Genomic DNA, 22,063 nt, shown 5'->3' with positions numbered 1-22,063 from the left:
TCAAGGCGTGCCCTGGAAATAGGGCGCGAGCCGAGCGCTGAGCTCGGCTCGATACGCCGCTCCCTCGATGCGGTTATGCTCGAGCATGTGCTTGAGCAGTTTGGCCCGTTTGCTCGTCGAGGACGGCAGCGCCTTGATATGGGTATCGATCCAGATCAAATGGTGCTCACTGTCGACCAGTAAATTATCGATGTGCAGGTCGCGGTGGTAATAGCCTGCCTGGGCAAGCTGAGCGACCTGCTGGCCGAGGGATTCGATAAACGCGTGGCGCCCCTGCTCATTCTGCGCTTCGAAATAGGCGCTGCCCGTGGTGCAATTATTCATGTACTCCATCGCATAGAGTGACCCCAGCGGGTTCAGAAAGTTGAGCGCCACGCCGTAACAGCGCACATCCACCGTGCGCTGGCCCAGCTTTTTGAGAATCCGGCGGCTTTTGAACTCCTTGTGAGCATCGTAGGAACCCGCCAGGCGCTTGGAGAGAATATCGCGCCCCAGCCAGCGCCAGAAATTCCGCTTGGGGGAGTACTTGTCGCCCACCAGCTTGAACAGGGTGCTCGACTGCGGTTGGGCATAAAAGCGGCTGCTGCTCTGCGCATCGAGCTGCGGCATGGGCTGCAGCTCGCCAAGGCTTAGCAAGCGGGCATGCTGGGTGTCGCGGACCAGGTACCAGGACGGTTTTTCGGGAAAGATGAAGCGCTGTAATTTTTTCTTCATTGAAATCTTGGATAATGACGTTAATCGGGGGAGCTACGCTCGCAGCGCCGGCGGCCGGTTGATCGATCTACTCCGCTAGTGCGTTAACAGGTGCGTTTGCCGCTGGCGAAACTCGCGAGGGGCCTGCGCCGTATTACGCTTGAAAAAACGCGTAAAGTACGCCGGCTCGGAGAACCCCAGGCTATCGGCGATTTCGGCAACCGTCATGTTAGTGTAGGTAAGTTGCCGCTTGGCTTCCAATAACACGCGCTCGTGAAGAAGTTGCAGCGCGCTGAGCCCCGCTTGTTTGCGACACGTCAGATTGAGGTGGGCGCTGCTCATGCCTAGCTGGTCTGCCAGCATCGCGATGCTGGGTTGCTGGCGGTAGTGCGTTTCGACCAATGCCTGAAAACGCTCGAAGTGCTGACGCCCTTTCTCGCTTCGCTGGGAGCGGCGGCTTTTGATGCTCGTCTTTGCAGGCAGGGTGAGGCGCTCCAGCTCGATCGCCAGCGCCTGCGCCAATATCTCCAATAGCTGACGACGCCCCGGCGCCGGTCGATGGTACTCCCGGCTGATTTGACCGACCAGCGTCGCGATCTGCTGCTGGTTGCTGGCGCCTTCCAAACGGTAAAACCCCGCCTTCGACAGTACTCTGCTCCCTTCCAGGGCGCGGGAAAGGTGCTCGGCCAACGGTTTGGCGAGGGTAATGATGTCGCCCTCCACGTCAGCAGAGAAACGAAAACCGTGAATCGTCATGGCCGGCACTACGATCGTACCCATATCCTGGAAGTGGTGATGGGCGCCCTCCAGCTCCAGCGCCACGCTGCCCCGCTTGATCAACAGGATATGCACGAGATCGGCGTGCCGGTGGGGGCGAATACGCCAATCGTGCAAGCGGCTGCGCTCGGCAATGGATTCACAGTGCAGCAAGTCCGGCGTCGGCCAGTGCTCGGTTTCGCCGTATAGCTTGAAGACGGGGACGATCGGGCGCTGTGTCATCGGGCGGCAATCACCGTGTTCGACCAAGGTGGGTCATGGATACGTGAAAAGTCCAAGAGACTCTCGATATTCTGCCTTATGTTAGCGCCTTTATCGGTCAAAAATACAAGCCATACGTTTCGCTTGATAATAATGACGATGAGGCCTCCCCCCATGAAGACACAAGTTGCGATTATCGGTGCCGGCCCCTCCGGGCTGTTGCTGGGCCAATTACTGCATCGCCAGGGTATCGACAACGTGATCGTCGAGCGGCGCAGCGGCGAGTACGTGCTGGGCCGTATACGGGCAGGCGTGCTCGAGCAGGGCATGGTGGATTTGCTGCGCGAAGCCGGCGTCGATGAGCGCATGGACAAGGAAGGCTTGCCCCACGACGGTTTCGAGCTGGCCTTCGATAACCGTCGCGTGCGCGTCGCGCTGGATGAGTTGACCGGCGGCAGTCAGGTGATGGTCTATGGGCAGACCGAGGTCACCCGTGATTTGATGCAGGCCCGTGAGGCCGCTGGCGCCACGACGCTCTATGAAGCTGAAAATGTTCAGCCTAGTGATCTGGAAAGCGACTCGCCCTATTTAACCTTCGAGCACAACGGCGAAACCGTACGCCTGGACTGCGACTATATCGCCGGGTGCGATGGCTATCACGGCGTTTCCCGCCAGGCCATCCCCGAAGACCGCCTGACCGAGTTCGAAAAGGTTTACCCGTTTGGCTGGCTCGGGATGTTATCGGACACGCCACCGGTCTCCGATGAGCTGATCTATGCCCGCCACCCGCGCGGTTTCAGCCTATGCAGCATGCGCTCCGCGACCCGCAGCCGTTACTACCTGCAGGTGCCGCTGGACGAAAAAGTCGAAAACTGGTCGGACGAGCGTTTTTGGGAGGAGCTCAAGCGCCGTTTGCCCGAAGAGGTGGCCGAACAGCTCGTGACCGGCCCCTCGATCGAAAAAAGCATCGCGCCGCTGCGCAGCTACGTGGTCGAGCCTATGCAGTACGGCAAGCTGTTTCTGGTGGGCGACGCCGCGCATATCGTGCCACCCACCGGTGCCAAGGGGCTGAACCTGGCCGCCAGCGACGTGAATACGCTTTACCGGCTGATGGTGAAGGTCTACCAGGAAGGGCGCACGGATCTCATCGAGCGCTATTCGCAAACCTGCCTAAAGCGCATCTGGAAAGCCGAGCGTTTCTCCTGGTGGATGACCTCGATGCTGCACAACTTCTCCGATGAAGAGGATTTCAACAGCCGCATGCAGCTAGCGGAGCTCGATTACGTAACCAGCTCTCGAGCCGGTTTGACGACGATTGCCGAGAACTACGTGGGGTTGCCTTACGAGCCGCTGGAGTAACGCCCATTCGAGTCTGATTGATACAACAAAGCCCAGGCAAGGCCTGGGCTTTGTATCGGAACGAGCCCGTTCCCGTATCAACACTCGATCGCATTCACCGCCAGCCCCCCCTTGGAGGTCTCCTTGTACTTGTCGAGCATGTCGCGGCCGGTGTCGCGCATGGTGCGGATCACTTTATCGAGTGAGATGAAGTGGGTGCCGTCGCCGCGCAGCGCCATTTGGGCGGCGTTGATCGCCTTGACGGTGGCGATGGCGTTGCGCTCGATGCAGGGTACCTGAACAAGCCCGCCCACCGGGTCGCAGGTTAGCCCCAGGTTGTGCTCCAGGCCAATCTCGGCGGCGTGCTCGACCTGTTCCGGGGTGGCGCCCATGACCTCGGCAAGACCGGCGGCGGCCATGGCGCAGGCGGAGCCGACCTCGCCCTGGCAGCCCACTTCGGCGCCGGAGATCGAGGCGTTTTTCTTGCACAGAATGCCGATCGCCCCCGCGGCGAGCAGAAAGTCCACCACGTTACGCTCGCTTGAGCCTGCCTGGAACTTCATGTAGTAGTGCAGCACCGCCGGGATGATGCCCGCCGCACCATTGGTCGGCGCGGTGACCATGCGCCCGCCAGCGGCGTTTTCTTCGTTCACGGCCAGCGCGAAGATGTTGACCCACTCCATGGCGGAGAAGGTGGTCGCGATCAGGCAGGGGTCCTGTTCGGCGGCCGACAGGCGTTGATGCAGAAGTTTGGCGCGACGTTTGACGTTGAGCCCGCCGGGCAGCACGCCTTCGTGGGTCAGGCCGTTGTCGACGCACTCGCACATTACCCGCCAGATGCGCCACAGCTCGTCGCGCACCGCCTGCTCGGGCCGCCAGGTTTTTTCGTTGGCCATCATCAACTGGCTGACGCTCATGTTTTCGCGCTTGCAAAGCGCCAGCAGCTCCTCGGCGGAGTTGAAGTCGAAGGGGATCTCGGCGGTGTCCATGTCTTCGAGCTTGGCGTCCACCTGGCTTTGGTCGACCACGAAGCCGCCGCCCACCGAGTAGTAGGTGTTTTCCAAAAGCGTACGGCCGTCTTCGGCAAACGCGCAGAGCTTCATGGCGTTGGGATGGTGGGGCAGGCTTTCCTCGTGAAACACCAAATCTCGGTCCCACACGAAGGCCACGTCCTGCTGGCGACAAAACGACAGGCGCTGGGTCTCTTTGAGCGCGCTGATGGTTGGGCCGATGATCGCCGGGTCGATCGTGTCCGGGCGCTCGCCGAGCAGGCCCATGATGATGGCGTGGTCGGTGGCGTGGCCGATGCCCGTGGCCGAAAGCGAGCCGTAAAGGTGCACTTCCAGGCGGCTGACCTGGCCAAGCATCTGGCCCTCGTCCACGGCCGTGGCAAACTTGAAGGCCGCCATCATGGGGCCGACCGTGTGCGAGCTGGATGGACCGACGCCAATCTTGAAAAGGTCGAAGACACTGATAGGCATGGGAGACCTCTGAATTGAGAGTATAAAGCCCGCTCACTGAGTATAGGACACGCGAAGCGCACATTGATGCTACGCCTTCGCACGCGCCTTGCTTGTAAGCAGACTTCATTGTTGTTGTGCTGTGCCCATCACGTGGGCCGCAAAGGCCAGGCGGTACTAGTTACCGAACACCACGGTGCGGCCGTTGTGCAAGAACACGCGCCGCTCGAGGTGGTAGCCAATCGCCCGGGCGAGCGTCAGGCATTCGATATCGCGCCCCTTGGCCACCAGGTCCTCCGGGTAGTGCGCGTGGTCCACCGGCTCGACGCCCTGGGCGATGATCGGGCCTTCGTCCAGGTCGTTATTAATGTAGTGGGCGGTGGCGCCGACGAGCTTCACCCCTTTTTCGTAGGCCTGGTGGTAGGGTTTGGCGCCCTTGAAGCCCGGTAAAAGCGAATGGTGAATGTTGATCGCCCGGCCGTCGAGCAGCTCGCACATGCGTGGCGAAAGTACCTGCATGTAGCGTGCCAGAATCACCAGCTCCGCCCCGGTTTTCTCGATGATATCGAGCACCTGGGCTTCCTGCTCGGCCTTGGTATCCGGGGTGATGGGTAAGTAATGGTAGGGCAGGTCGTGCCACTCGGCCAGCGCTTCTAAATCCGGATGATTGGAGATGATCGCCCGGATATCCAGCGGCAACTGCCCAGTGCGGTAACGGTAGAGCAGGTCGTTCAGGCAGTGGTCCGCCTTGGAGACCAGAATGACCGCCCCGGTGCGCTTGGCCGGCGGCGTCAGCTCGAAGGCCATCTCGAAGGCGTCAGCGCGGGACGTGAAATCCTCCAGGAACGCCTGTTCGTTGAAGGGCTCGCGCTCCGGGCGAAACTCCGCGCGAATGAAGAAACGCTCGCCGAGCCGATCATCGAAGGAGCTCAGCTCGGTAATGTAGCAGTGTTGCTCCTTTAAGAAGCGGGTCACGACATCGACCGTCCCCAGAATGCTGGGGCATTGGGCAGTGATAATCCAGGTATCCGTCATTCGGCTCATGGCGCGTCTCATTCATCCACAGTCAGGGGCGGCCGGCGGGGCCGGCCGAAGTGTTTGTTATTGTGTGTCGATCCCGTATTCTTTCGATGCATCGAGCAGCCAGCGGTAGCAGTAGTCGGCAAAGCTTCGCCGGATGACCAGCTCCCACTCGGTGTCAGACGAGCGGCGCAGTACCACGCTCGCCTTGGCGAATACCGTGGTCACGCCCTTGCCCACCGGGAAGGCGCTGGGGTGAACATCGAAGGAGATCGATTTCATCAGCACTTCGCGCGCGTTCGCGCCGCCAAGCGTCAGTACGGTTTGGCCGCCGCTGACGTTGACGATGCTGAAATGAGCGCCCCCCAGCGCCTCGCGAAGCGCCCGCTCCAGGGCGAACTCTTCGCCGCCAGGCACGATCACCAGCCACTCGTCCGGCGAGATCCACTGAATCGAGCGCTCGCCGCTTTCGTCCTGCGTCATCGTGTTGGGTTTGGCGGGAAGACTCAGCCCCAGCACCTGGCGCACCGCCTCGTCCAGCACGATGGCGCCGCCGCGCAGCACCAGATGGCCCATTAGGGCTTTTTCGCGCAGCACCACGCCCGGCGACGCTTGGCGCGCCTCCGGCGTCGCTTGCTGCTGGTAGCTCCAGGCCAGCGGCGACTCGACCGCTGGGTTGCCGTCAGGCACGGTGTTGAACTCTTGCACGTTCGATACGCTCGCGTTAGACATGCTGACGCTCTCCTTTCGGGTCGATGAAGACGGGGCTTACGATTTCGGCCTCGTGCATCGTGCCGTCGGTCATGGGCAGGTAGACGGTCTGGCCCATGCGCTCGCGGCCTTCGACCACCACCGCCAGAGCGAAGCCGTGGCCTAATGAGGGGCTGTAGTAGCTCGAAGTTACGTGGCCTTTCATGGCCATGGGGATGCTTTGCGTGCTGTCGAACACGATCTGCGCGCCCTCTTCGAGTACCACGCTCGGGTCTTTCGGCTTCAGGCCGACGAACTGTTTGCGGTCGCCGCGCATGGTGTCCGGGCGGCTCAGCGCGCGCTTGCCGATCCACGGGAAGGGTTTGTCGTAGCCGATCGCCCACTGCATGCCCAAATCTTCCGGCGTTACCGAGCCGTCGGTGTCCTGGCCGACGATGATCAGGCCTTTTTCGGCGCGCAGCACGTGCATGGTTTCGGTGCCGTAGGGCGTCAGCGCGTACTTCTCGCCGTGCTCAAAAAGCTTTTTCCAGACGTGCAGGGCGTAGTTGGCCTGAACGTTGATCTCGTAAGCAAGCTCCCCGGTAAACGAGATTCGGAACACCCGTGCCGGGACACCGGCCACGTTGCCTTCCTTCCAGTCCATGAATTTGAACTGCTCTTTGTCGAGATCGATATCGGTGACTTCCTCCATCAGCTTGCGCGCATCCGGCCCGGTCACGGTCATGGTCGCCCAGTGATCCGTCACCGAGTTGAAGTAGACCTGAAGCTCCGGCCATTCGGTCTGGTGCCAAAGCTCCAGCCACTCCATCACGCCGGCGGCACCGCCGGTGGTGGTGGTCATCAGAAAGTGGTTGTCACCGAGGCAGCTGGTGGTGCCGTCGTCCATCAACATGCCGTCTTCTTTACACATCAGGCCGTAACGCACGCGGCCGACGTCGAGCTTGGCCCACTTGTTGGTATAGACGCGGCCCAGAAATTCGCGGGCATCCGGGCCCTGAATGTCGATTTTGCCAAGCGTCGAGGCATCGAGAATCCCCACGCCTTCGCGCACCGCCAGACACTCCCGGGCGACGGCGTCATGCATGGTTTCTTTTTTACCGTTCACCGTACGCGGGAAGTACCAAGGGCGTTTCCACTGGCCCACGTCCTCGAACTCGGCGCCGTTTTCCAGGTGCCACTGATGCAGCGCGGTGTAGCGTTTCGGATCGAATAGCTCGTTGCAGTGACGGCCGACGATGGCGCCGAAGGTGATCGGCGTGTAGTTGGGGCGGAACACCGTGGTGCCCACTTCCGGAATCGAGCGGTCCAGGCAGCGCGCGGCGATGGCCATGCCGTTGATGTTGCCAAGCTTGCCCTGGTCGGTACCAAAGCCCAGCGCGGTGTAGCGTTTGACGTGCTCGATGGACTCGAAGCCTTCCCGGGTGGCAACTTCGATGCCCGCGGCGGTGACGTCGTTTTGCAAATCGACGAACTGCTTGGGCGCGCGCAGCGTACTCTTTTCGTGGGGGACCTGGTAAAGCGCGCAGGCGGGGCCTTCGCGGCGGGCGCGGGTGGCGGGCACCTCACACGCTGGGGCGTTTTCGAAACCGCTTGCCTGGGCGGCCTTTTGGCCGGCGCGGGCGGCGTCCGCCAGTGTCTCGGTAAGCGCGAAGTGGCCGGCCACGCCGCCTACCGAAACCATGCCTTTTACTTCGCCGGGCACGAAGCCCAGAAGCTCTTCGTTCCACTGCGGGCGGGTGCCGGTGTGCGAGGAGAGATGCACCACCGGGCTGTAGCCGCCGGAGCTTGCGATGGTGTCGCACTCGAGGTCTTCGGTTTTACCGGTGACCACGAAGCGCTCTAGATCAACGGCGCAAACGCGGGCGCCGGTGACGCGCTGACCGCCGCGCGCTTCGACGACGCAGCTTCCGGTGATCACGCGAATGCCGCTGTCCCGGGCCTGGCGCACCAAATCGCCGTCCGGGTTGGCGCGGGCATCGACGATGGCGACGACCTCGCGGCCGGCCTCTTTCCAATCGAGCGCGGCGCGGTAGGCGTGGTCGTTGCTGGTCGAGAGCACCAGTTTGTTACCCGGCACCACGGCGTAGCGGCGAATATAGGTCGACACCGCACCCGCGAGCATGGTGCCGGGCAGGTCGTTGTTGGCGAACACCAGCGGGCGTTCGTGGGTGCCGCTTGCAAGCACCACCTGGGTTGCCCGTACGCGGTGAAGCCGTGCCCGGGACTGCCCCGGGAAACCGGCTTCCCGGGCGGTGTCCGCCAGGTGCTCGGTGCGCCGCTCGTGCAGCGTCACGAAGTTGTGGTCGTGGTAGCCGTTGGCGGTCGTGCGGGGCAGTAGCGTGACGTTGTCGAGACCGGCAAGCTCTCTTACGGTCTCGTCGACCCAGCGCACCGCGGAAACGCCGTCGAGCGTCTCGCGGCTATCCAGAAGCGAGCCGCCCATCTCTTCCTGCTCGTCGCAGAGAATCACCCGGGCGCCGGCGCGGGCGGCGGTCAGCGCCGCCATTAGTCCGGCGGGGCCAGCACCCACGACCATCACGTCGCAGTGGTGGTGCATGTGGTCGTAGATATCCGGGTCGGACTCGGTCGGTGCCCGGCCAAGGCCCGCGCCCTTGCGGATGTACTTTTCGTAGGTCATCCACATGGAGGCCGGGGCCATGAAGGTCTTGTAGTAAAAGCCTGGCGGCATGAAGCCACCGCCTAAACGGCCCACCCAGCTCATCACGTCGCGCTGGACGCTGGGCCAGCCGTTGGTGCTGCGCGCGACTAACCCCTTATAAAGCGCCTGCTGAGTGGCGCGTACGTTGGGCACTTGGGTGTCGTCCCGGGCGCCGAGCTGGACCACGGCGTTGGGCTCTTCGGCACCGGCGGCGACGATGCCGCGGGCCCGCGAATACTTGAAGCTGCGGTTGACGATGTCCACGCCGTTGGCGAGCAAGGCCGAGGCGAGCGTGTCGCCCTTGAGGCCGTGGTAGCGCTGGCCGTTGAATGTGAACTCGAGCACCTGGGAGCGATCGACACGACCGCCGGCATCGATACGATTGGTCTGCGTCATGACGAAGCCTCCTCGTTCAGGGCCTTTGTTTCGGGCTGGGCACCGATGGTTTGCCAGCCGCCGTCGGCGGTTTGTACGCCCTCTTCCTTGCGGACTTTTTCGGACTCGGCGGTGATGGTCGGCTGCTCGCCCATCGGGTAGGTCTCGAGGATTTCGTAGGTCACCGTGTTGCGGGTGATGTTGAAAAACTTGCGACAGCCCACCGAGTGCACCCACATTTCATGGTGAATACCGCGCGGGTTATCGCGAAAGAACAGGTAGTCGCCCCACTCTTCGTCGGTGGTGTTTTCCGGGTCCGCGGGGCGCATCAGGTGAGCCTGGCCGCGAGGGTGAAACTCCTCTTCCTCGCGGTGCTCCTGGCAGTAGGGGCAGTGAATATAGAACATGTTAGCTCTCCTCAGTGCGCAACGCCGGCGGCGCCGTGTTCGTCGATCAACGCGCCGGTGTGGAAGCGGTCGATGGAGAAAGGCGCGGCGATCGGGTGCATTTCACCCTTGGCCAGGCTTGCCGCAAACACGTGGCCGGATCCGGGGGTGGCCTTGAAGCCGCCGGTGCCCCAGCCGCAGTTGAAATAAAGCCCCTTCACCTTCGTTTTCGAAAGTATCGGGCAGGCGTCCGGGCAGGTATCGACGATGCCGCCCCATTGGCGGTTCATGCGCACCCGCGAGAACATCGGGAACATCTCGACGATGGCCTGCAGGGTGTGTTCGATGGTCGGGTAGCTGCCGCGCTGGCCATAACCCACGTAGCCGTCGATACCCGCGCCGATGACCAAATCGCCCTTGTCGGACTGGCTAACGTAGCCGTGCACGTGATTCGACATGGTGACGGTGTTGAGCACCGGCTTGAGCGGCTCGGAAACCAGCGCCTGCAGCGGGTGGGACTCGAGCGGCAGCTTGATGCCCGCCATGTTGGCCAGCACCCCGGAGTTACCCGCCGCCACGCAGCCCACGGTATTGGCTTCGATGTCGCCGCGGTTGGTGTGCACGCCCAGCACCTTGCCGTCGCGAATCTTGAAGCCGGTGACTTCGGTGTTCTGGAGAAGATCCACGTCCAGGGCGTCGGCGGCGCGGGCGTAGCCCCAGGCCACCGCGTCGTGGCGGGCAACGCCCGCGCTTTTCTGCCAGGAGGCCCCCATGATCGGATAGCGCGCGCGGTTGGAGATATCCAGCTCCGGCTCGATCTCCTTGATCTGCTGCGGGGTCACCACTTCGCTATCCACGCCGTTCAAGCGGTTGGCGTGTACGCGGCGCTGAATGTCGCGCATGTCCTGCAGGGTGTGGCCCAGGTTCAATACCCCGCGCTGGGAGAACATGACGTTGTAGTTCAAATCCTGGGAAAGGCCTTTCCACAAGTCGAGGGAGTGGTTGTAAAGCCTGGCGGCTTCGTCCCACAGGTAGTTGGAGCGCACGATGGTGGTGTTGCGCGCGGTGTTGCCGCCGCCCAGCCAGCCTTTTTCGACCACGGCGACGTTCTTGACGCCGAACTCCTTGGCCAGGTAGTAGGCGGTGGCCAAACCGTGGCCGCCGCCGCCGACGATGATCACGTCATAGCGTTTTTTTGGCTCGGGATTGCGCCACTGGCGCTCCCAGTTCTCGTGATGGCCGAGCGCATGTTTGACCAATCCGAAGCCGGAATAACGTTGCATAAATCTCTCCTGAATCGGCGCCGGAAAGCCCGCCGCGGCGATCGTTAAGCGATGGAAGTGGCGCTTTCGGTAGCCTGCTCGCCCTGGGTTTGGGCCTGGCCGTACACCGGATGGCGGGCGCACAGCTCAGAGACGTTGTCGCGCACCTGGTTCTCCACCTCAGTGGTATCTTTTTGATCGGCAAGCACGTCGAGAATGTCGCAGATCCAGCCGGCCAGGTGTTCGCAGTCGGCTTCATTCATGCCGCGGGTGGTCACCGCCGGGGTGCCAATGCGAAGGCCCGACGTGACGAACGGGCTTTGTGGGTCGTTGGGCACGCTGTTCTTGTTGACCGTGATGTGCGCGCGGCCAAGCGCGGCGTCGGCGTCTTTGCCGGTTACGCCCTGTTTGATCAGCGAGACCAAAAAGAGGTGATCGTCGGTGCCGCCGGAGACGACGTCGAAGCCGCGCTCGACGAACACCCGCGCCATGGCCTGGGCGTTGACGATGACCTGGCGCTGGTAGTTGACGAAGTCCTGGTTCATCGCTTCCTTGAACGCCACGGCCTTGGCGGCGATGACGTGCATGAGCGGGCCGCCCTGCTGGCCCGGGAAAACCGCGCCGTTGAGCTTCTTGTAAAGCGCCTCGTCGCCGTCGTCGGAGAGGATCAGGCCACCGCGCGGGCCGCGCAGTGTCTTGTGGGTCGTGGTGGTCACCACGTGGGCGTGGGGTAGCGGGCTTGGGTAGAGGCCCGCGGCGACCAGACCGGCAACGTGGGCCATGTCGACCATCAAGTAAGCGCCTACTTCATCGGCGATGGTGCGAAAGCGGCGCCAGTCGACCACGCGGGAATAGGCCGAGAAGCCGGCGATGATCATTTTCGGCTGGTGCTCGCGGGCCAGACGCTCGACTTCTTCATAGTCGATCTCGCCGGTGCCCTCGACCAGGCCGTATTGGATAGCGTTGTAGTGCTTGCCAGAGAAATTCGGTGCCGCACCATGGGTCAGGTGGCCGCCGTGGGCCAGGCTCATGCCCAGAATGGTGTCGCCAGGCTTGACCAGCGCCATGAAGACCGCCGCGTTGGCCTGGGCGCCGGAGTGCGGCTGCACATTGGCGTAGTTGGCGCCGAACAGGCTGCAGGCGCGCTCGATGGCGAGTGCTTCGACCTTGTCGACGAACTCGCAGCCGCCGTAGTAGCGCTTGCCCGGGTAGCCTTCGGCGTACTTGTTGGTCAGCTGCGTGCCCTGGGCTTCCATCACCACCTGGCTTGTGTAGTTTTCCGAGGCGATCAGCTCGATATGGGCTTGTTGGCGCGACGTTTCTTCAGCGATTGCCGAGGCAAGGGCTGTGTCGTAGTCGGCCAGACGGGCATCAGAAAGAAAATTATTGTGTGACATCGAGTGCTCCAGGCTAGTCGCTCTATTCGGTCTGAGAGTCTGTTAGCGCCGGTATTTTGACTACCGTTTGACGCTATCCTGCCGCGATAGTATCGCCGGGCCTCGCCCCCAGGATGCTTGCCGACGTCACCGCTCGGCGTATTTGCGACATTCGCTGAAAAATCGTGTCGCGGGGTAAAAGAGGTCGTCCAGCTACCGTTCGATGTCGTCTGTGAGTAACTTTCGCGTCGGCTAATAGACCATGCTGGGGCAGCAAGCTAATGCTCTTTGGCGGGTTTCTGACAAGCACCGGCTTGTGTCGCCGCGCCAAGTACGCCAGTTTTCTTCAAGAATAACGATGCAGCGTGGTCACGGCCGCGCGGCACCTGGAAAAGAGGATGTCCCATGTCCAATAATCGTGGTGTTGTTTATATCGGCGACGGGAAGGTCGACGTACAGGATATCGCCTACCCGAAAATGGAAACCCCCAATGGCAAGCCCATCGATCACGGTGTGATCCTGAAAGTGGTTTCAACGAACATCTGCGGCTCCGACCAGCACATGGTGCGCGGGCGCACGACCGCCCCGACCGGCATGGTGCTGGGCCACGAGATCACCGGCGAGGTGATCGAGAAGGGCAAGGGCGTCGAATTCCTGGGCATCGGCGATATCGTCTCGGTGCCGTTCAACGTCGCCTGCGGGCGCTGCCGTACCTGTAAAGAGGGCCATACCGGCCTTTGCTTACACGTCAACGACGACCGCGCCGGCGGCGCCTATGGTTACGTCGACATGGGCGGCTGGGTCGGCGGTCAGGCGCACTACGTCATGGTGCCCTACGCGGACTTCAACCTTTTGAAGTTCCCGGACCGGGGCCAGGCCATGAGCCAGATTCGCGACCTGACCATGTTGAGCGACATCCTGCCCACGGGCTTTCACGGCGCTTTAAAAGCCGGCGTTGGCGCGGGCTCCACGGTGTATGTGGCCGGCGCGGGCCCGGTCGGTTTGGCCGCGGCCGCCTCGGCGCGCCTGCTGGGGGCGGCGGTGGTGATGATCGGCGACTTTAACAAGGACCGCCTGGAGCACGCGCGCAAGATGGGCTTCGAGCCGATCGATTTGAACAACCACGACCGCCTGGGCGAAATGATCGCCGCCGTGGTCGGCGAGCCGAGCGTGGACAGCGCCATCGACGCGGTGGGCTTCGAGGCGATCGGTCACGGCGGCAAAGAGCAGCCCGCGGTGGTGCTCAACCAGATGATGGACATTACCCGCGAAGGCGGCTCCATAGGTATTCCGGGCCTTTACGTGACCGAAGACCCGGGCGCGACGGAAAAAGCCGCGCAAACCGGAAGCCTTAGCCTGCGCTTTGGCCAGGGCTGGGCCAAGGGCCTTTCGTTTCATACCGGCCAGACCCCGGTGGTGCAGTACAACCGCCAACTGATGCAGGCGATTTTGCACGGCCGTTTGAACATCGCCGAGATCGTCAACGCCCAGGTGATCTCGCTCGAGGACGCGCCAGCGGGCTACGAGCAGTTCGATCAGGGCGTAGCCAGCAAGTTCGTGCTCGACCCGCACGGGCTGCTCGGCGTCGCTTAACGCGTCTCCTCGTCTCGTCCAACGCCTGCGGCCACTGCCGCGGGCGTTTTTTTATCTTTGGTTCCAGCAGGATATGGGCATAAAAAAGCGAATACCACGAGGTGGTATCCGCTTTGCGTCCTTTGAGTTGCGACCTTTGAGCGTAGTGACTTAGAAATCCACCACCAGGCTGTTCTTGGGCCGACTGCAGCAGCTGAGAATATAACCCTCTTCGATATCCTCCTCGGTGATACCGCCGTTGTGCTCCATCTCCACGTCGCCGGACTTGAGCTGCACTCGGCAGGTGCCGCAGATCCCCATACCGCACGCCTTGGGAATATGTAGCCCAAGCTTGGCCGCGGCGGCGTGGACCGTCTCGCCAGGCTGAATGCGCACGCTCTTGTTCGACTGGGCGAACTCGACGCTGAGAAGGTCTTCGGGCTCGGCAAGCTCGGCTTCCACTTCCGCTTGCTCGGCAAGCTCCTTGACGTCTTCTTGAACGTCGACCGGCGTGGCGCCGAAAAGCTCTTCGTGGTAGTGGTCCATGTTGAAGTTGTTGGCCCGCAGAATCGCCTTGATGGCGTTCATGTAGGGCACCGGGCCGCAGCAGAAAATCTCCCGCTCGAGAAAATCCGGGGCCATCATTTCGAGCATGGGCTGGGTCAAAAAGCCCCGATAGCCCGCCCAGGCCTCACCGATATCGTCTTTTTTCTCACAGACGATATGCAGTTTGAATTCGGGGATCCGCGAGAACATGTGCACAAGCTCGCGGTGATAGATCACGTCCCTGGGCGCCCGGGCACTATGAATGAACTCGACGTCCACATTGGTGTTGGTGTCGAAGAACCAGCGCGTCATCGACATCAACGGCGTGATGCCCACGCCGCCGGAGAGAAACAGCACCTTGTCAGCGGGGAAGTCGATGGAGTTGAAGTTACCCACCGGCCCGTGGACCACCAGCTCGTCGCCGACTTTCATGTTGGTGTGCAGCCAGTTGGAGACCTGGCCGCCCGGTATCTGCTTGACCGTGATCGAGAAGCTGTAGGGGATCGAGGGCGAGCTCGAGATGGTGTAGGAGCGCATCACCGGCTGGTTGTCGATTTCGAGCTCCAGGGTGACGAACTGGCCCGGTTTGAAGAAAAACATGACGGGCTGCTCGGCCATGAAGCAGAACGTGCGCACGTCCGGGGTTTCCTGAATGATCTTGACGCACCGCACGTGGTGGCGGCCATTGGTCCAGGTCTGGGTCGTGACGGGGTTGAAATAGTTCGTTGTCATCGTCGTCTCAATATGGCCGTGCTATCGCGTTGCCTTCACCGGCCCGTCCTTGCACTGCACGGTCCAGCACCATTGCCTGCATTCTGGGTACGCGCTTTCGGGCCAGCTTACCTGTTAGCGACACGTACTTATCTGGCGCCACCTCAAGGGCGTGAGAAATCCGTTTTCGCGTCGTCGGTACGCTACGCAGTGTCGTCGGCAGATAATTGACGTCAAAACCCCTGGACCACAATCCTTTTCATAAGTGGCAAACCACAAGTAGCCATCGCCGCGCGCCCGCACAACGTCAGGTCACGCAACTTAAACAACAAGACAATTACGTTCGGTCAATGACTGTGTCGCCGCCCTCAAGGGGAGGCGGGTTTAAAAGGATATCTGGTATGAACAACACGACGGATTACACCCAGAACGACCCCCTGGCCGCCATGCGTGAGGAGACGATCGAGATGCTCACGTCTCGGGCGCGCACCTACTCGTTGCCGCAGCCGTTTTATAACGACGCGCGGCTTTTTGCCCTCGACATGCAAGAGATCTTCGAGAAAGAGTGGCTGTTTGCCGGCATGAGCTGCGAGATTCCGGCCAAGGGCAACTTCATGACCCTCGAGATAGGCGACAACCCGGTCGTGATCGTACGCGGCGGCGAAGGCGAGATTCACGCCTTCCATAACGTCTGCCGTCATCGCGGTTCGCGCCTTTGCAGCACCGAAAAAGGCAAGGTCGCCAAGCTGGTCTGCCCCTACCATCAGTGGACCTACGAGCTCGACGGGCGTCTCTTGTTCGCCGGTAGCGAAATGGGCAGCGACTTCGATTTGAATGAGTTCGGCTTGAAGCCGGTGAGCGTACGCACCGCCGGCGGCTTCGTGTTCATCAACTTAAGCGAGAACCCCTCGTCGATCGACGACTTCCTGGTGACGCTGGAGCACTACCTCGAGCCCTACCAGATGGACAACGTCAAGGTGGCGGTGGAGTCGAGCATCGTCGAGCAGGCGAACTGGAAGCTGGTGCTCGAGAACAACCGCGAGTGCTACCACTGCAACGGCGCTCACCCGGAGCTTTTGAACTCGCTGATGGAGTTCGACGACACCGAAGACCCGCGGGCCACGGACAAATACAAGGACCTGGTGTTTCGCAAGCAGTCAGATTGGAACGGCGAGCAGGTGCCCTGGCAGCTCAAGCGCTTTGGTAGCCGCAACCGCATCACCCGTACGCCGCTTCTGGATGGCGTGGTCTCCATGACCATGGACGGCAAGCCCGCCTGCAGCAAGCTGATGGGCCGCTTGACCAGCCCGGATATGGGGTCGCTACGCATTCTGCACCTGCCCAACTCCTGGAACCACTTCATGGGCGATCACTCGATCGTGTTCCGCGTGCTGCCACTGGGCCCGCAGCAGACCATGGTGACCACCAAGTGGCTGGTGCACAAGGACGCGGTCGAAGGCGTGGATTACGATCCGGAGAACATGCGCCGGGTGTGGGACGCCACCAACGACCAGGACCGCCGGCTTGCCGAAGAGAACCAGCGCGGCATCAACTCGAAGGCCTACCAGCCCGGCCCGTACTCGGAAACCTATGAGTTCGGCGTGATCGATTTCGTCAACTGGTACGCCGAGCGCATGCTGGAGAACCTGGGCGGCGAGGGCGTTTCACTCACGCTTGCCAAGGCCCAGGGCTAACCGCCCGCTTTTTGCCTACCTACCGGCGCTCCCGCTTAGCGGGGCGCCGGTTTTTCGTTTCTATCCCTTCAAGATCCCTTCAAGCACTGGCGGCCGACTGGCCTACTCGACAAAGGCCAGATGACGCTCGACCGCCTCGCGGACCTCGGGCAGCACGATATCCTGCCGGGCTTTTAGCGCTTCAATGCAGGCGGGTAACCCATCGACGGGCTGCTGGCGGTGGGCGCTGGCCGCGATCCGGGCGCAGGTGTCCGGGTCGGCATCCTGAGGGAGCGCGATCCCCAGCGTCTCGAGCCGCGCACGAAAGTCATCACCGTCGATCAGTTCGACAATCATCATGGCTGCATCCTCTTATCAATGGGTCGCGACAAGCGAGGCTAAAGCGCTCAGTGTACGCAAAGTCGCTTTGTACGTGCGCGATAGGCAGCGTCTTTGGCTACGTCGAGGTCGGTTTTGGGTAACCGGGTTTCGGTGCCGGGCTCAAGGCTTTATAAGCCGTGGCCGGTACAGGCGTGCCGCGCACAACAAGGGGTGAAAAGGTGATGTCGCTTGCCCCAGAGCTGCCTTTCTCGCAGGTGCATTGGCGTATGTCGTAATTCCGGCAGCCGCTGGCGCTAATAGCTAAGAGTACGCTTATAAAGCGCTGCATCATGCTGTAAAGCGTCTTGAAAGCGCTTGGCAACCCCGCTTAACAACATCAATAACCTTACGGCTGCGCTTATGATTTACACCATCGCGATACTGTTGAGCCTGGTCGGCTACTTTGTGATCGGGCATCTGGCCGGCCGGCGCGTCAAGGGCCTGGATGACTACCTGGTGGCTGGACGCAACGCACCGACCTTTTTCATTCTGGGCACCCTGGTGGCAAGCTACCTAAGCACCAGCGCCTTTCTGGGGGAAACCGGGTTTGCCTACCAGGGCTATCCTTTCGTCATGCTGATCTTTGCCGCGATCAGCACCTCGGGCTGCTTGCTGGGCGCGCTGGTGTTTGGCCGCTATCTGCGCCGAAGCGAGGCGAATACCGTGCCGGAATTTTTCGGCAAGCGCTTCGCCTCGCGTCGGGTGCAAATCATTGCCGGGCTCACCACGATCATCGGCCTGGGCGCCTACCTTTTGGGCGTGATGCAGGGCGCGGGCATCATGTTTGCCGAGCTGACCGGTATGCCCTACTGGGTGGGCCTGGTACTGGTCTGGGCGACTTACACTGGCTTTATTCTCTACTCCGGCTCCCCCGGGGTCATGCTCACTGACACGATCATGTTCGTGATCTTTTCGCTGGCAGCAATAGGCGGATCGATCTATGTGATTCAGGACCTGGGCGGCTTCAGCGGTGTGATCGAAGGGCTTCTAAGTCAAACCGACAAGCCCGATATCGCGCTGTGGCACGGCGTGCTGGAAGGCCCGAACGCTACTTTCTCCACCCCCGGCGAGGCGCTGGTTTGGGGTTTGACGCTGGGTCTTGTGTGGGCGGCGGTGCTCGCGGCGAGCCCCTGGCAGTCGAGTCGCTACCTGATGGCGCGCAACGAGCACGTGGTGATGCGCTCGGCCATGCTGACCGCGGTGGCACTCGCCGTTTTCTACGCGCTGATGATGGTGACCGGGGCGGCGATCAACCTGTACGACCCGGGCCTGGACCCGGAGCGCTCGATGATTTGGGTGGCGCTCAACATCCTGCCGACCTGGCTTGGCATCGTGATTTTGACCGGCGTGTTCGCCGCCGGGCTCTCGTCGTGCTCGACCTTTCTGTCGATCATCGGCTTTAGCATCTCCAATGACATTCTTGCCGCCTCGAAAGACGAGGCCTCGGCGATGCGCAAAAGCCGCCTGGCGGTGCTGGCTGCCGGGCTGGTCGCGCTGGTGCTGGCGCTTTTTCAGCCGCCGGCGGTCATGGCCGTGGTGTGGTTTGCCGCGACGCTCTTCGCTTCGTCCTGGGGGCCGGTGGCGCTTTTGAGCATCTGGAGCAAGCGGATCACCGCCGCAGGTGCTGGCTGGGGGCTGGCGGTGGGCTTTGCCGGTAACGTGGCGATTTCGTTGATGGTTCAGGCCGAGTGGCTGAGCCTGCCGGTGTATCTGCACCCGGTACTGCTCAGCACGCTGATGGCGCTGGTGGCCATTGCGCTTGCCTCTAAAGCCACGCGCGTCAGCCAAGCCGAGCACACCTACCGCGCGTTTCTGCACGACGTTGATACCGAGGCCGTTCGCGGCTGGGTGCCGGGTACCCGCTGGATCGCGCTTTGCACCATGCTCTGCGGCGTGGCGATCGGCATCTTTTTGTGGCAGCAGTACGCGGTCACGCTGGCGGGCTTTGCCGAGCCGTTTGGCGTGGCGCCCGGGGCGGTGCAGGGCGCTTACGGGCTGGCTATTGGCTGCGGCGCCATGTTATTGATGGCCGGCGGCGTCGGCTTCTGGCTGGTGCGCCCGCGCTCGCCAAGCGCTCCTCATCAAACTGTCGCGGCGAGCCGCTAAAACCAAAGGACGTCCGCTTACCGCCCAACCGCCCGCCTTTATGGCGGGCGGTTGGTTTTTTTAACCGACCCGGAGCTAAAACAATGCAGCCAAGTGCTTATCAACGCGGCCTGGTCATCGTGGTGCTGGGCGTGGTGTGTCTCAGTTTCGACGGTTTGTTGATCCGCCTGGCCAATACCGATGGGTGGACCATCGTCTTTTGGCGCGGTTTTCTGATGTTGGGTGTGCTGGCGCTGTTTTGCCTTTCCGGTAAACGCCTCGCCACGCTGCGCGACACGCCGCTCGCAGCGCTCGCCTCGTCCGTTCTGCTGGGGCTGATTTCGCTACTCTTCGTGCTGGCGGTAATGAACGCCAACGTTGCCAACGTGGTGGTGATTCTGAGCTCGGCACCGCTATTTGCCGCGATCCTGTCACGAGTGTTTTTGGGCGAGCGCGTGGCGCTGCGTACTTTGATTGCCATTGCGCTCTGCATGGCCGGTATGGGCCTGGTGTTCATGGGTGAGGGCGCCCAGGGCATGCTTTTGGGCAATCTTTACGCGCTCGCCGCCGCCGCCGCGGTAGGGGGCAATCTCACGCTGTTGCGCCGCTTTCCAGGTCTTGACCGTATCGCGCTGATCGCCGGGGGCGGGCTTCTATCGGCCGCGCTCGCGCTGCCCATGGCCGCACCGTTTGCGCTGAACGCCCCGCAGTTTGGCGTACTGGCGCTGATGGGCCTGGTGCAAATGCCGCTGGCCACCGTGCTGATCAACAGCGCCACGCGCTACTTGCCCTCCACCGAAGTAGCGCTTTTCTATCTGGTGGAAACCGCGCTGGGCACGCTCTGGGTGTGGTGGCTGCTTGGCGAAGAGCCCACCGCCTCCACGCTGGCCGGCGGGGTGGTGGTCATTACCGTGCTGGTGCTGCACTCCTGGATTGGCCTGCGCCGAGAGCGCCAGCGGCTGAGGTTGTATCCGGGGGTGGCTGGAAAGTAGTGCGCTTGCCACTTTACGTTATGAACCTGGGGGCTTGATGCGCTCTTTGGGTGGCTACATGCAATTCAACCCAGGGTGGGTGTCACAGTCGCGGCGTCGACCCCAGCGGCGTGAAAGGGTCAGGGCGGCGGCTGGCATCCTGATGATCCACCATCCAGCCGGGGTAGTAAGGCGGCAAGGCACTCACGGCCTCCAGCCGCGCCAGCTCCTCGTCCGTAAGAGTGACATTGACCGCCCCCAGGTTATCGTCGAGCTGATCCATGCGTTTGGCGCCGATAATGACGCTGGTGACATGGGGTTTGGAAAGCAACCAGGCCAGCGCCACTCTGGCGACGGAAATGCCCCGCGCGTCCCCGATGGCGCGCATCTCGGCAATGCAGGGCCAGGCCTGATTCAGATCCACGGGTGGAAAGTCGAAAGTACTGCGCCGGGCCCCCTCCTCAATCGATGCTCCCGGGCCGAACTTCCCCGAGAGTAATCCACCGGCAAGCGGCGACCAGACCAGCAGCCCCATCTGCTCTTCGATAACCAGCGGCACCAGTTCGCGCTCTATATCCCGTCCGGCAATCGAGTAATAGGCCTGGAGTGTCTCAAAGCGTGTGGCATTGAGCGCGCTACTCAGCCCCAGCGCTTTGCCGATCTTGCCCGCGTGCCAGTTCGAGACACCGACATAGCGGACCAACCCTTGGCGCGTCAGGTCATCCAGCGCCCGCAGTGTTTCCTCTATTGGGGTGATGGGGTCGCTGGCGTGAATCTGGTAAAGGTCGATATGGTCGACCTGAAGACGCTCCAGGCTTCGCTGAACAGAATCCATGATATGACCGCGCGACGCCCCTTGATCGTTGGGTTTGGGCCCCATGACCCCCGCCGTCTTGGTCGCCAGCACAATGTCGCTGCGCCGCACGCCGAGATCTCTCATTGCCTGACCCAGGATGCGCTCGGACTGACCGAAAGAGTAAATATCGGCGGTGTCGATAAAGTTGATTCCTTGCTCTAACGCATGGGCAATCAAATCGTTGGCGTCAGCCTGATCCACCGCCCCGATGGCCGCCCACATGCCCGCGTCCGCATTGCCACCCAGTGTCATCGTGCCCAGGCACAGCTCGGACACATAAAGGCCCGTACGGCCCAGTCGATTGTATTTCATGGCGCCTCCTTCGAATTCGTGGATTCCAACGTCAGCATGACGCCGGGCGGACCTCGCCGGCATGAAGTGAGCTCAGAGGGGCTGAGACTTCCCGGCTCGAAACTGCCCGGCAATCAATGCGACCCGCGCGCCATACAGGCGGGCCGTTTCCAGATCGCCTGGCGACATCTCTTCCGGCGACGCATCGGCCGGCGTCTGCGCCATGGGGGCGATGTAGGAACCCATACGGTTCAGGTCGTCGCGTTTCGACGCCTTGGCGTTCGCCGGTTTGATATCCAGGCCAACCCATATCCCGGCGTGCTGCCCGGAGAGCAGGACGAAATACTCGAGCGTGTTGAGTTTGTCGCCGTTGAGGCTCGCGCTGTTGGTGAAGCCGCCAAAGATCTTGTTTTGCCAAGCGCCCTCGAACCAGGGCTTGGAAGAGGCATCCGCGAATTTCTTGAACTGCCAGCTAGGGCCGCCCATATAGGTCGGCGAGCCGAAGACAATGGCGTCTGCGCCTGCGAGGGATGGCCAGGCATCGTCGGCAATATGGCCCTCGGGGTCGATGGCCACCAATACGGCGCCGGTGCCTGCACCTTCGGCGACAGCCGCCGCCATGCGCGTGGTGTGACCGTAGCCGGAGTGATACACGATGACCGTTTGGACAGGCATGGAATCTGAGTTCATGAGGGTTCTCTTATGGGGATGTAATGGTG

Annotated in this window: 18 protein-coding genes; 5 read left to right on the top strand and 13 right to left on the bottom strand. The window is 61.9% G+C overall.

The window, feature by feature from the left end:
* A complete protein-coding gene (locus tag ACWHVV_RS17920) occupies nucleotides 1–714 on the bottom strand; it encodes a lipopolysaccharide kinase InaA family protein (RefSeq protein WP_447927425.1) in 714 nt (237 codons plus the stop codon).
* 75 nt (nucleotides 715–789) lie between these two features.
* The gene (locus tag ACWHVV_RS17915) at nucleotides 790–1,692 is read right to left on the bottom strand and encodes a helix-turn-helix domain-containing protein (RefSeq protein WP_447927424.1); all 903 of its coding nucleotides are present in this window, start codon (nucleotides 1,690–1,692) and stop codon (nucleotides 790–792) included.
* 153 nt (nucleotides 1,693–1,845) lie between these two features.
* Between ACWHVV_RS17915 and pobA the strand changes: the two genes are divergently transcribed.
* A complete protein-coding gene (pobA, locus tag ACWHVV_RS17910; RefSeq protein WP_447927423.1) occupies nucleotides 1,846–3,030 on the top strand; it encodes a 4-hydroxybenzoate 3-monooxygenase in 1,185 nt (394 codons plus the stop codon).
* Nucleotides 3,031–3,107: 77 nt separating this feature from the next.
* Here the strand turns inward: pobA and ACWHVV_RS17905 are convergent, their stop codons facing one another.
* The 7 genes from ACWHVV_RS17905 to glyA all read right to left on the bottom strand — a co-directional run bounded on the left by ACWHVV_RS17905 (nucleotide 3,108) and on the right by glyA (nucleotide 12,279).
* Nucleotides 3,108–4,490, bottom strand: a complete 1,383-nt coding sequence (locus ACWHVV_RS17905) for an L-serine ammonia-lyase (RefSeq protein ID WP_447927422.1) — start codon at nucleotides 4,488–4,490, stop codon at nucleotides 3,108–3,110.
* Between the two features lie 156 nt (nucleotides 4,491–4,646).
* Nucleotides 4,647–5,513: a formyltetrahydrofolate deformylase gene (purU, locus tag ACWHVV_RS17900; protein WP_447927421.1), complete on the bottom strand. Its 867-nt coding sequence runs from the start codon at nucleotides 5,511–5,513 to the stop codon at nucleotides 4,647–4,649.
* A 57-nt stretch (nucleotides 5,514–5,570) separates the two neighbouring features.
* Nucleotides 5,571–6,221 carry a sarcosine oxidase subunit gamma gene (locus ACWHVV_RS17895; RefSeq protein ID WP_447927420.1) on the bottom strand — a complete coding sequence of 217 codons (651 nt, stop codon included), beginning with the start codon at nucleotides 6,219–6,221 and terminating at the stop codon, nucleotides 5,571–5,573.
* The gene (locus ACWHVV_RS17890; protein ID WP_447927419.1) at nucleotides 6,214–9,255 is read right to left on the bottom strand and encodes a sarcosine oxidase subunit alpha; all 3,042 of its coding nucleotides are present in this window, start codon (nucleotides 9,253–9,255) and stop codon (nucleotides 6,214–6,216) included. Before ACWHVV_RS17890 ends, ACWHVV_RS17895 begins: the two co-directional genes overlap by 8 nt.
* A complete protein-coding gene (locus tag ACWHVV_RS17885) occupies nucleotides 9,252–9,641 on the bottom strand; it encodes a sarcosine oxidase subunit delta (RefSeq protein WP_447927418.1) in 390 nt (129 codons plus the stop codon). Before ACWHVV_RS17885 ends, ACWHVV_RS17890 begins: the two co-directional genes overlap by 4 nt.
* An 11-nt stretch (nucleotides 9,642–9,652) precedes the next feature.
* Nucleotides 9,653–10,903 (bottom strand): sarcosine oxidase subunit beta family protein, encoded by a 1,251-nt coding sequence (locus tag ACWHVV_RS17880; protein WP_447927417.1) that lies wholly within the window; start codon nucleotides 10,901–10,903, stop codon nucleotides 9,653–9,655.
* A 44-nt stretch (nucleotides 10,904–10,947) separates the two neighbouring features.
* On the bottom strand, nucleotides 10,948–12,279 hold the full coding sequence (gene glyA / locus ACWHVV_RS17875; protein ID WP_447927416.1) for a serine hydroxymethyltransferase: 1,332 nt from the start codon (nucleotides 12,277–12,279) through the stop codon (nucleotides 10,948–10,950).
* Nucleotides 12,280–12,663: 384 nt separating this feature from the next.
* On the opposite strand from glyA, the gene fdhA reads away from it, so the two are divergent.
* Nucleotides 12,664–13,851 carry a formaldehyde dehydrogenase, glutathione-independent gene (gene fdhA, locus ACWHVV_RS17870; RefSeq protein ID WP_447927415.1) on the top strand — a complete coding sequence of 396 codons (1,188 nt, stop codon included), beginning with the start codon at nucleotides 12,664–12,666 and terminating at the stop codon, nucleotides 13,849–13,851.
* A 150-nt stretch (nucleotides 13,852–14,001) separates the two neighbouring features.
* Here fdhA and ACWHVV_RS17865 read toward each other — a convergent pair whose 3' ends face one another.
* Nucleotides 14,002–15,108, bottom strand: coding sequence for an FAD-binding oxidoreductase (locus ACWHVV_RS17865; RefSeq protein WP_447554626.1), 1,107 nt, complete (start codon nucleotides 15,106–15,108; stop codon nucleotides 14,002–14,004).
* Nucleotides 15,109–15,488: 380 nt separating this feature from the next.
* Here ACWHVV_RS17865 and ACWHVV_RS17860 point away from each other — a divergent pair, with 380 nt between their 5' ends.
* Nucleotides 15,489–16,781: an aromatic ring-hydroxylating oxygenase subunit alpha gene (locus ACWHVV_RS17860; protein ID WP_447927414.1), complete on the top strand. Its 1,293-nt coding sequence runs from the start codon at nucleotides 15,489–15,491 to the stop codon at nucleotides 16,779–16,781.
* A gap of 102 nt (nucleotides 16,782–16,883) precedes the next feature.
* Here the strand turns inward: ACWHVV_RS17860 and ACWHVV_RS17855 are convergent, their stop codons facing one another.
* Entirely contained in the window at nucleotides 16,884–17,120 is a 237-nt protein-coding gene (locus tag ACWHVV_RS17855) for a hypothetical protein (RefSeq protein WP_447927413.1), read from the bottom strand.
* Between the two features lie 381 nt (nucleotides 17,121–17,501).
* On the opposite strand from ACWHVV_RS17855, the gene ACWHVV_RS17850 reads away from it, so the two are divergent.
* Together ACWHVV_RS17850 and ACWHVV_RS17845 are read left to right on the top strand one after the other, a co-directional pair.
* Nucleotides 17,502–19,247 (top strand): sodium:solute symporter family protein, encoded by a 1,746-nt coding sequence (locus ACWHVV_RS17850; RefSeq protein WP_447927412.1) that lies wholly within the window; start codon nucleotides 17,502–17,504, stop codon nucleotides 19,245–19,247.
* 83 nt (nucleotides 19,248–19,330) lie between these two features.
* Nucleotides 19,331–20,218: a DMT family transporter gene (locus ACWHVV_RS17845; RefSeq protein ID WP_447927411.1), complete on the top strand. Its 888-nt coding sequence runs from the start codon at nucleotides 19,331–19,333 to the stop codon at nucleotides 20,216–20,218.
* Nucleotides 20,219–20,300: 82 nt separating this feature from the next.
* Here the strand turns inward: ACWHVV_RS17845 and ACWHVV_RS17840 are convergent, their stop codons facing one another.
* Together ACWHVV_RS17840 and ACWHVV_RS17835 are read right to left on the bottom strand one after the other, a co-directional pair.
* Nucleotides 20,301–21,365, bottom strand: a complete 1,065-nt coding sequence (locus ACWHVV_RS17840; protein ID WP_447927410.1) for an aldo/keto reductase — start codon at nucleotides 21,363–21,365, stop codon at nucleotides 20,301–20,303.
* Nucleotides 21,366–21,437: 72 nt separating this feature from the next.
* On the bottom strand, nucleotides 21,438–22,034 hold the full coding sequence (locus ACWHVV_RS17835) for a flavodoxin family protein (protein ID WP_447927409.1): 597 nt from the start codon (nucleotides 22,032–22,034) through the stop codon (nucleotides 21,438–21,440).
* Between the last annotated feature and the right edge of the window lie 29 nt (nucleotides 22,035–22,063).

The organism is Vreelandella sp. EE27, from assembly GCF_968206495.1.
The sequence above is the reverse complement of the archived record's forward strand: the minus strand, read 5'-3'. Positions and strand labels throughout refer to the sequence as shown.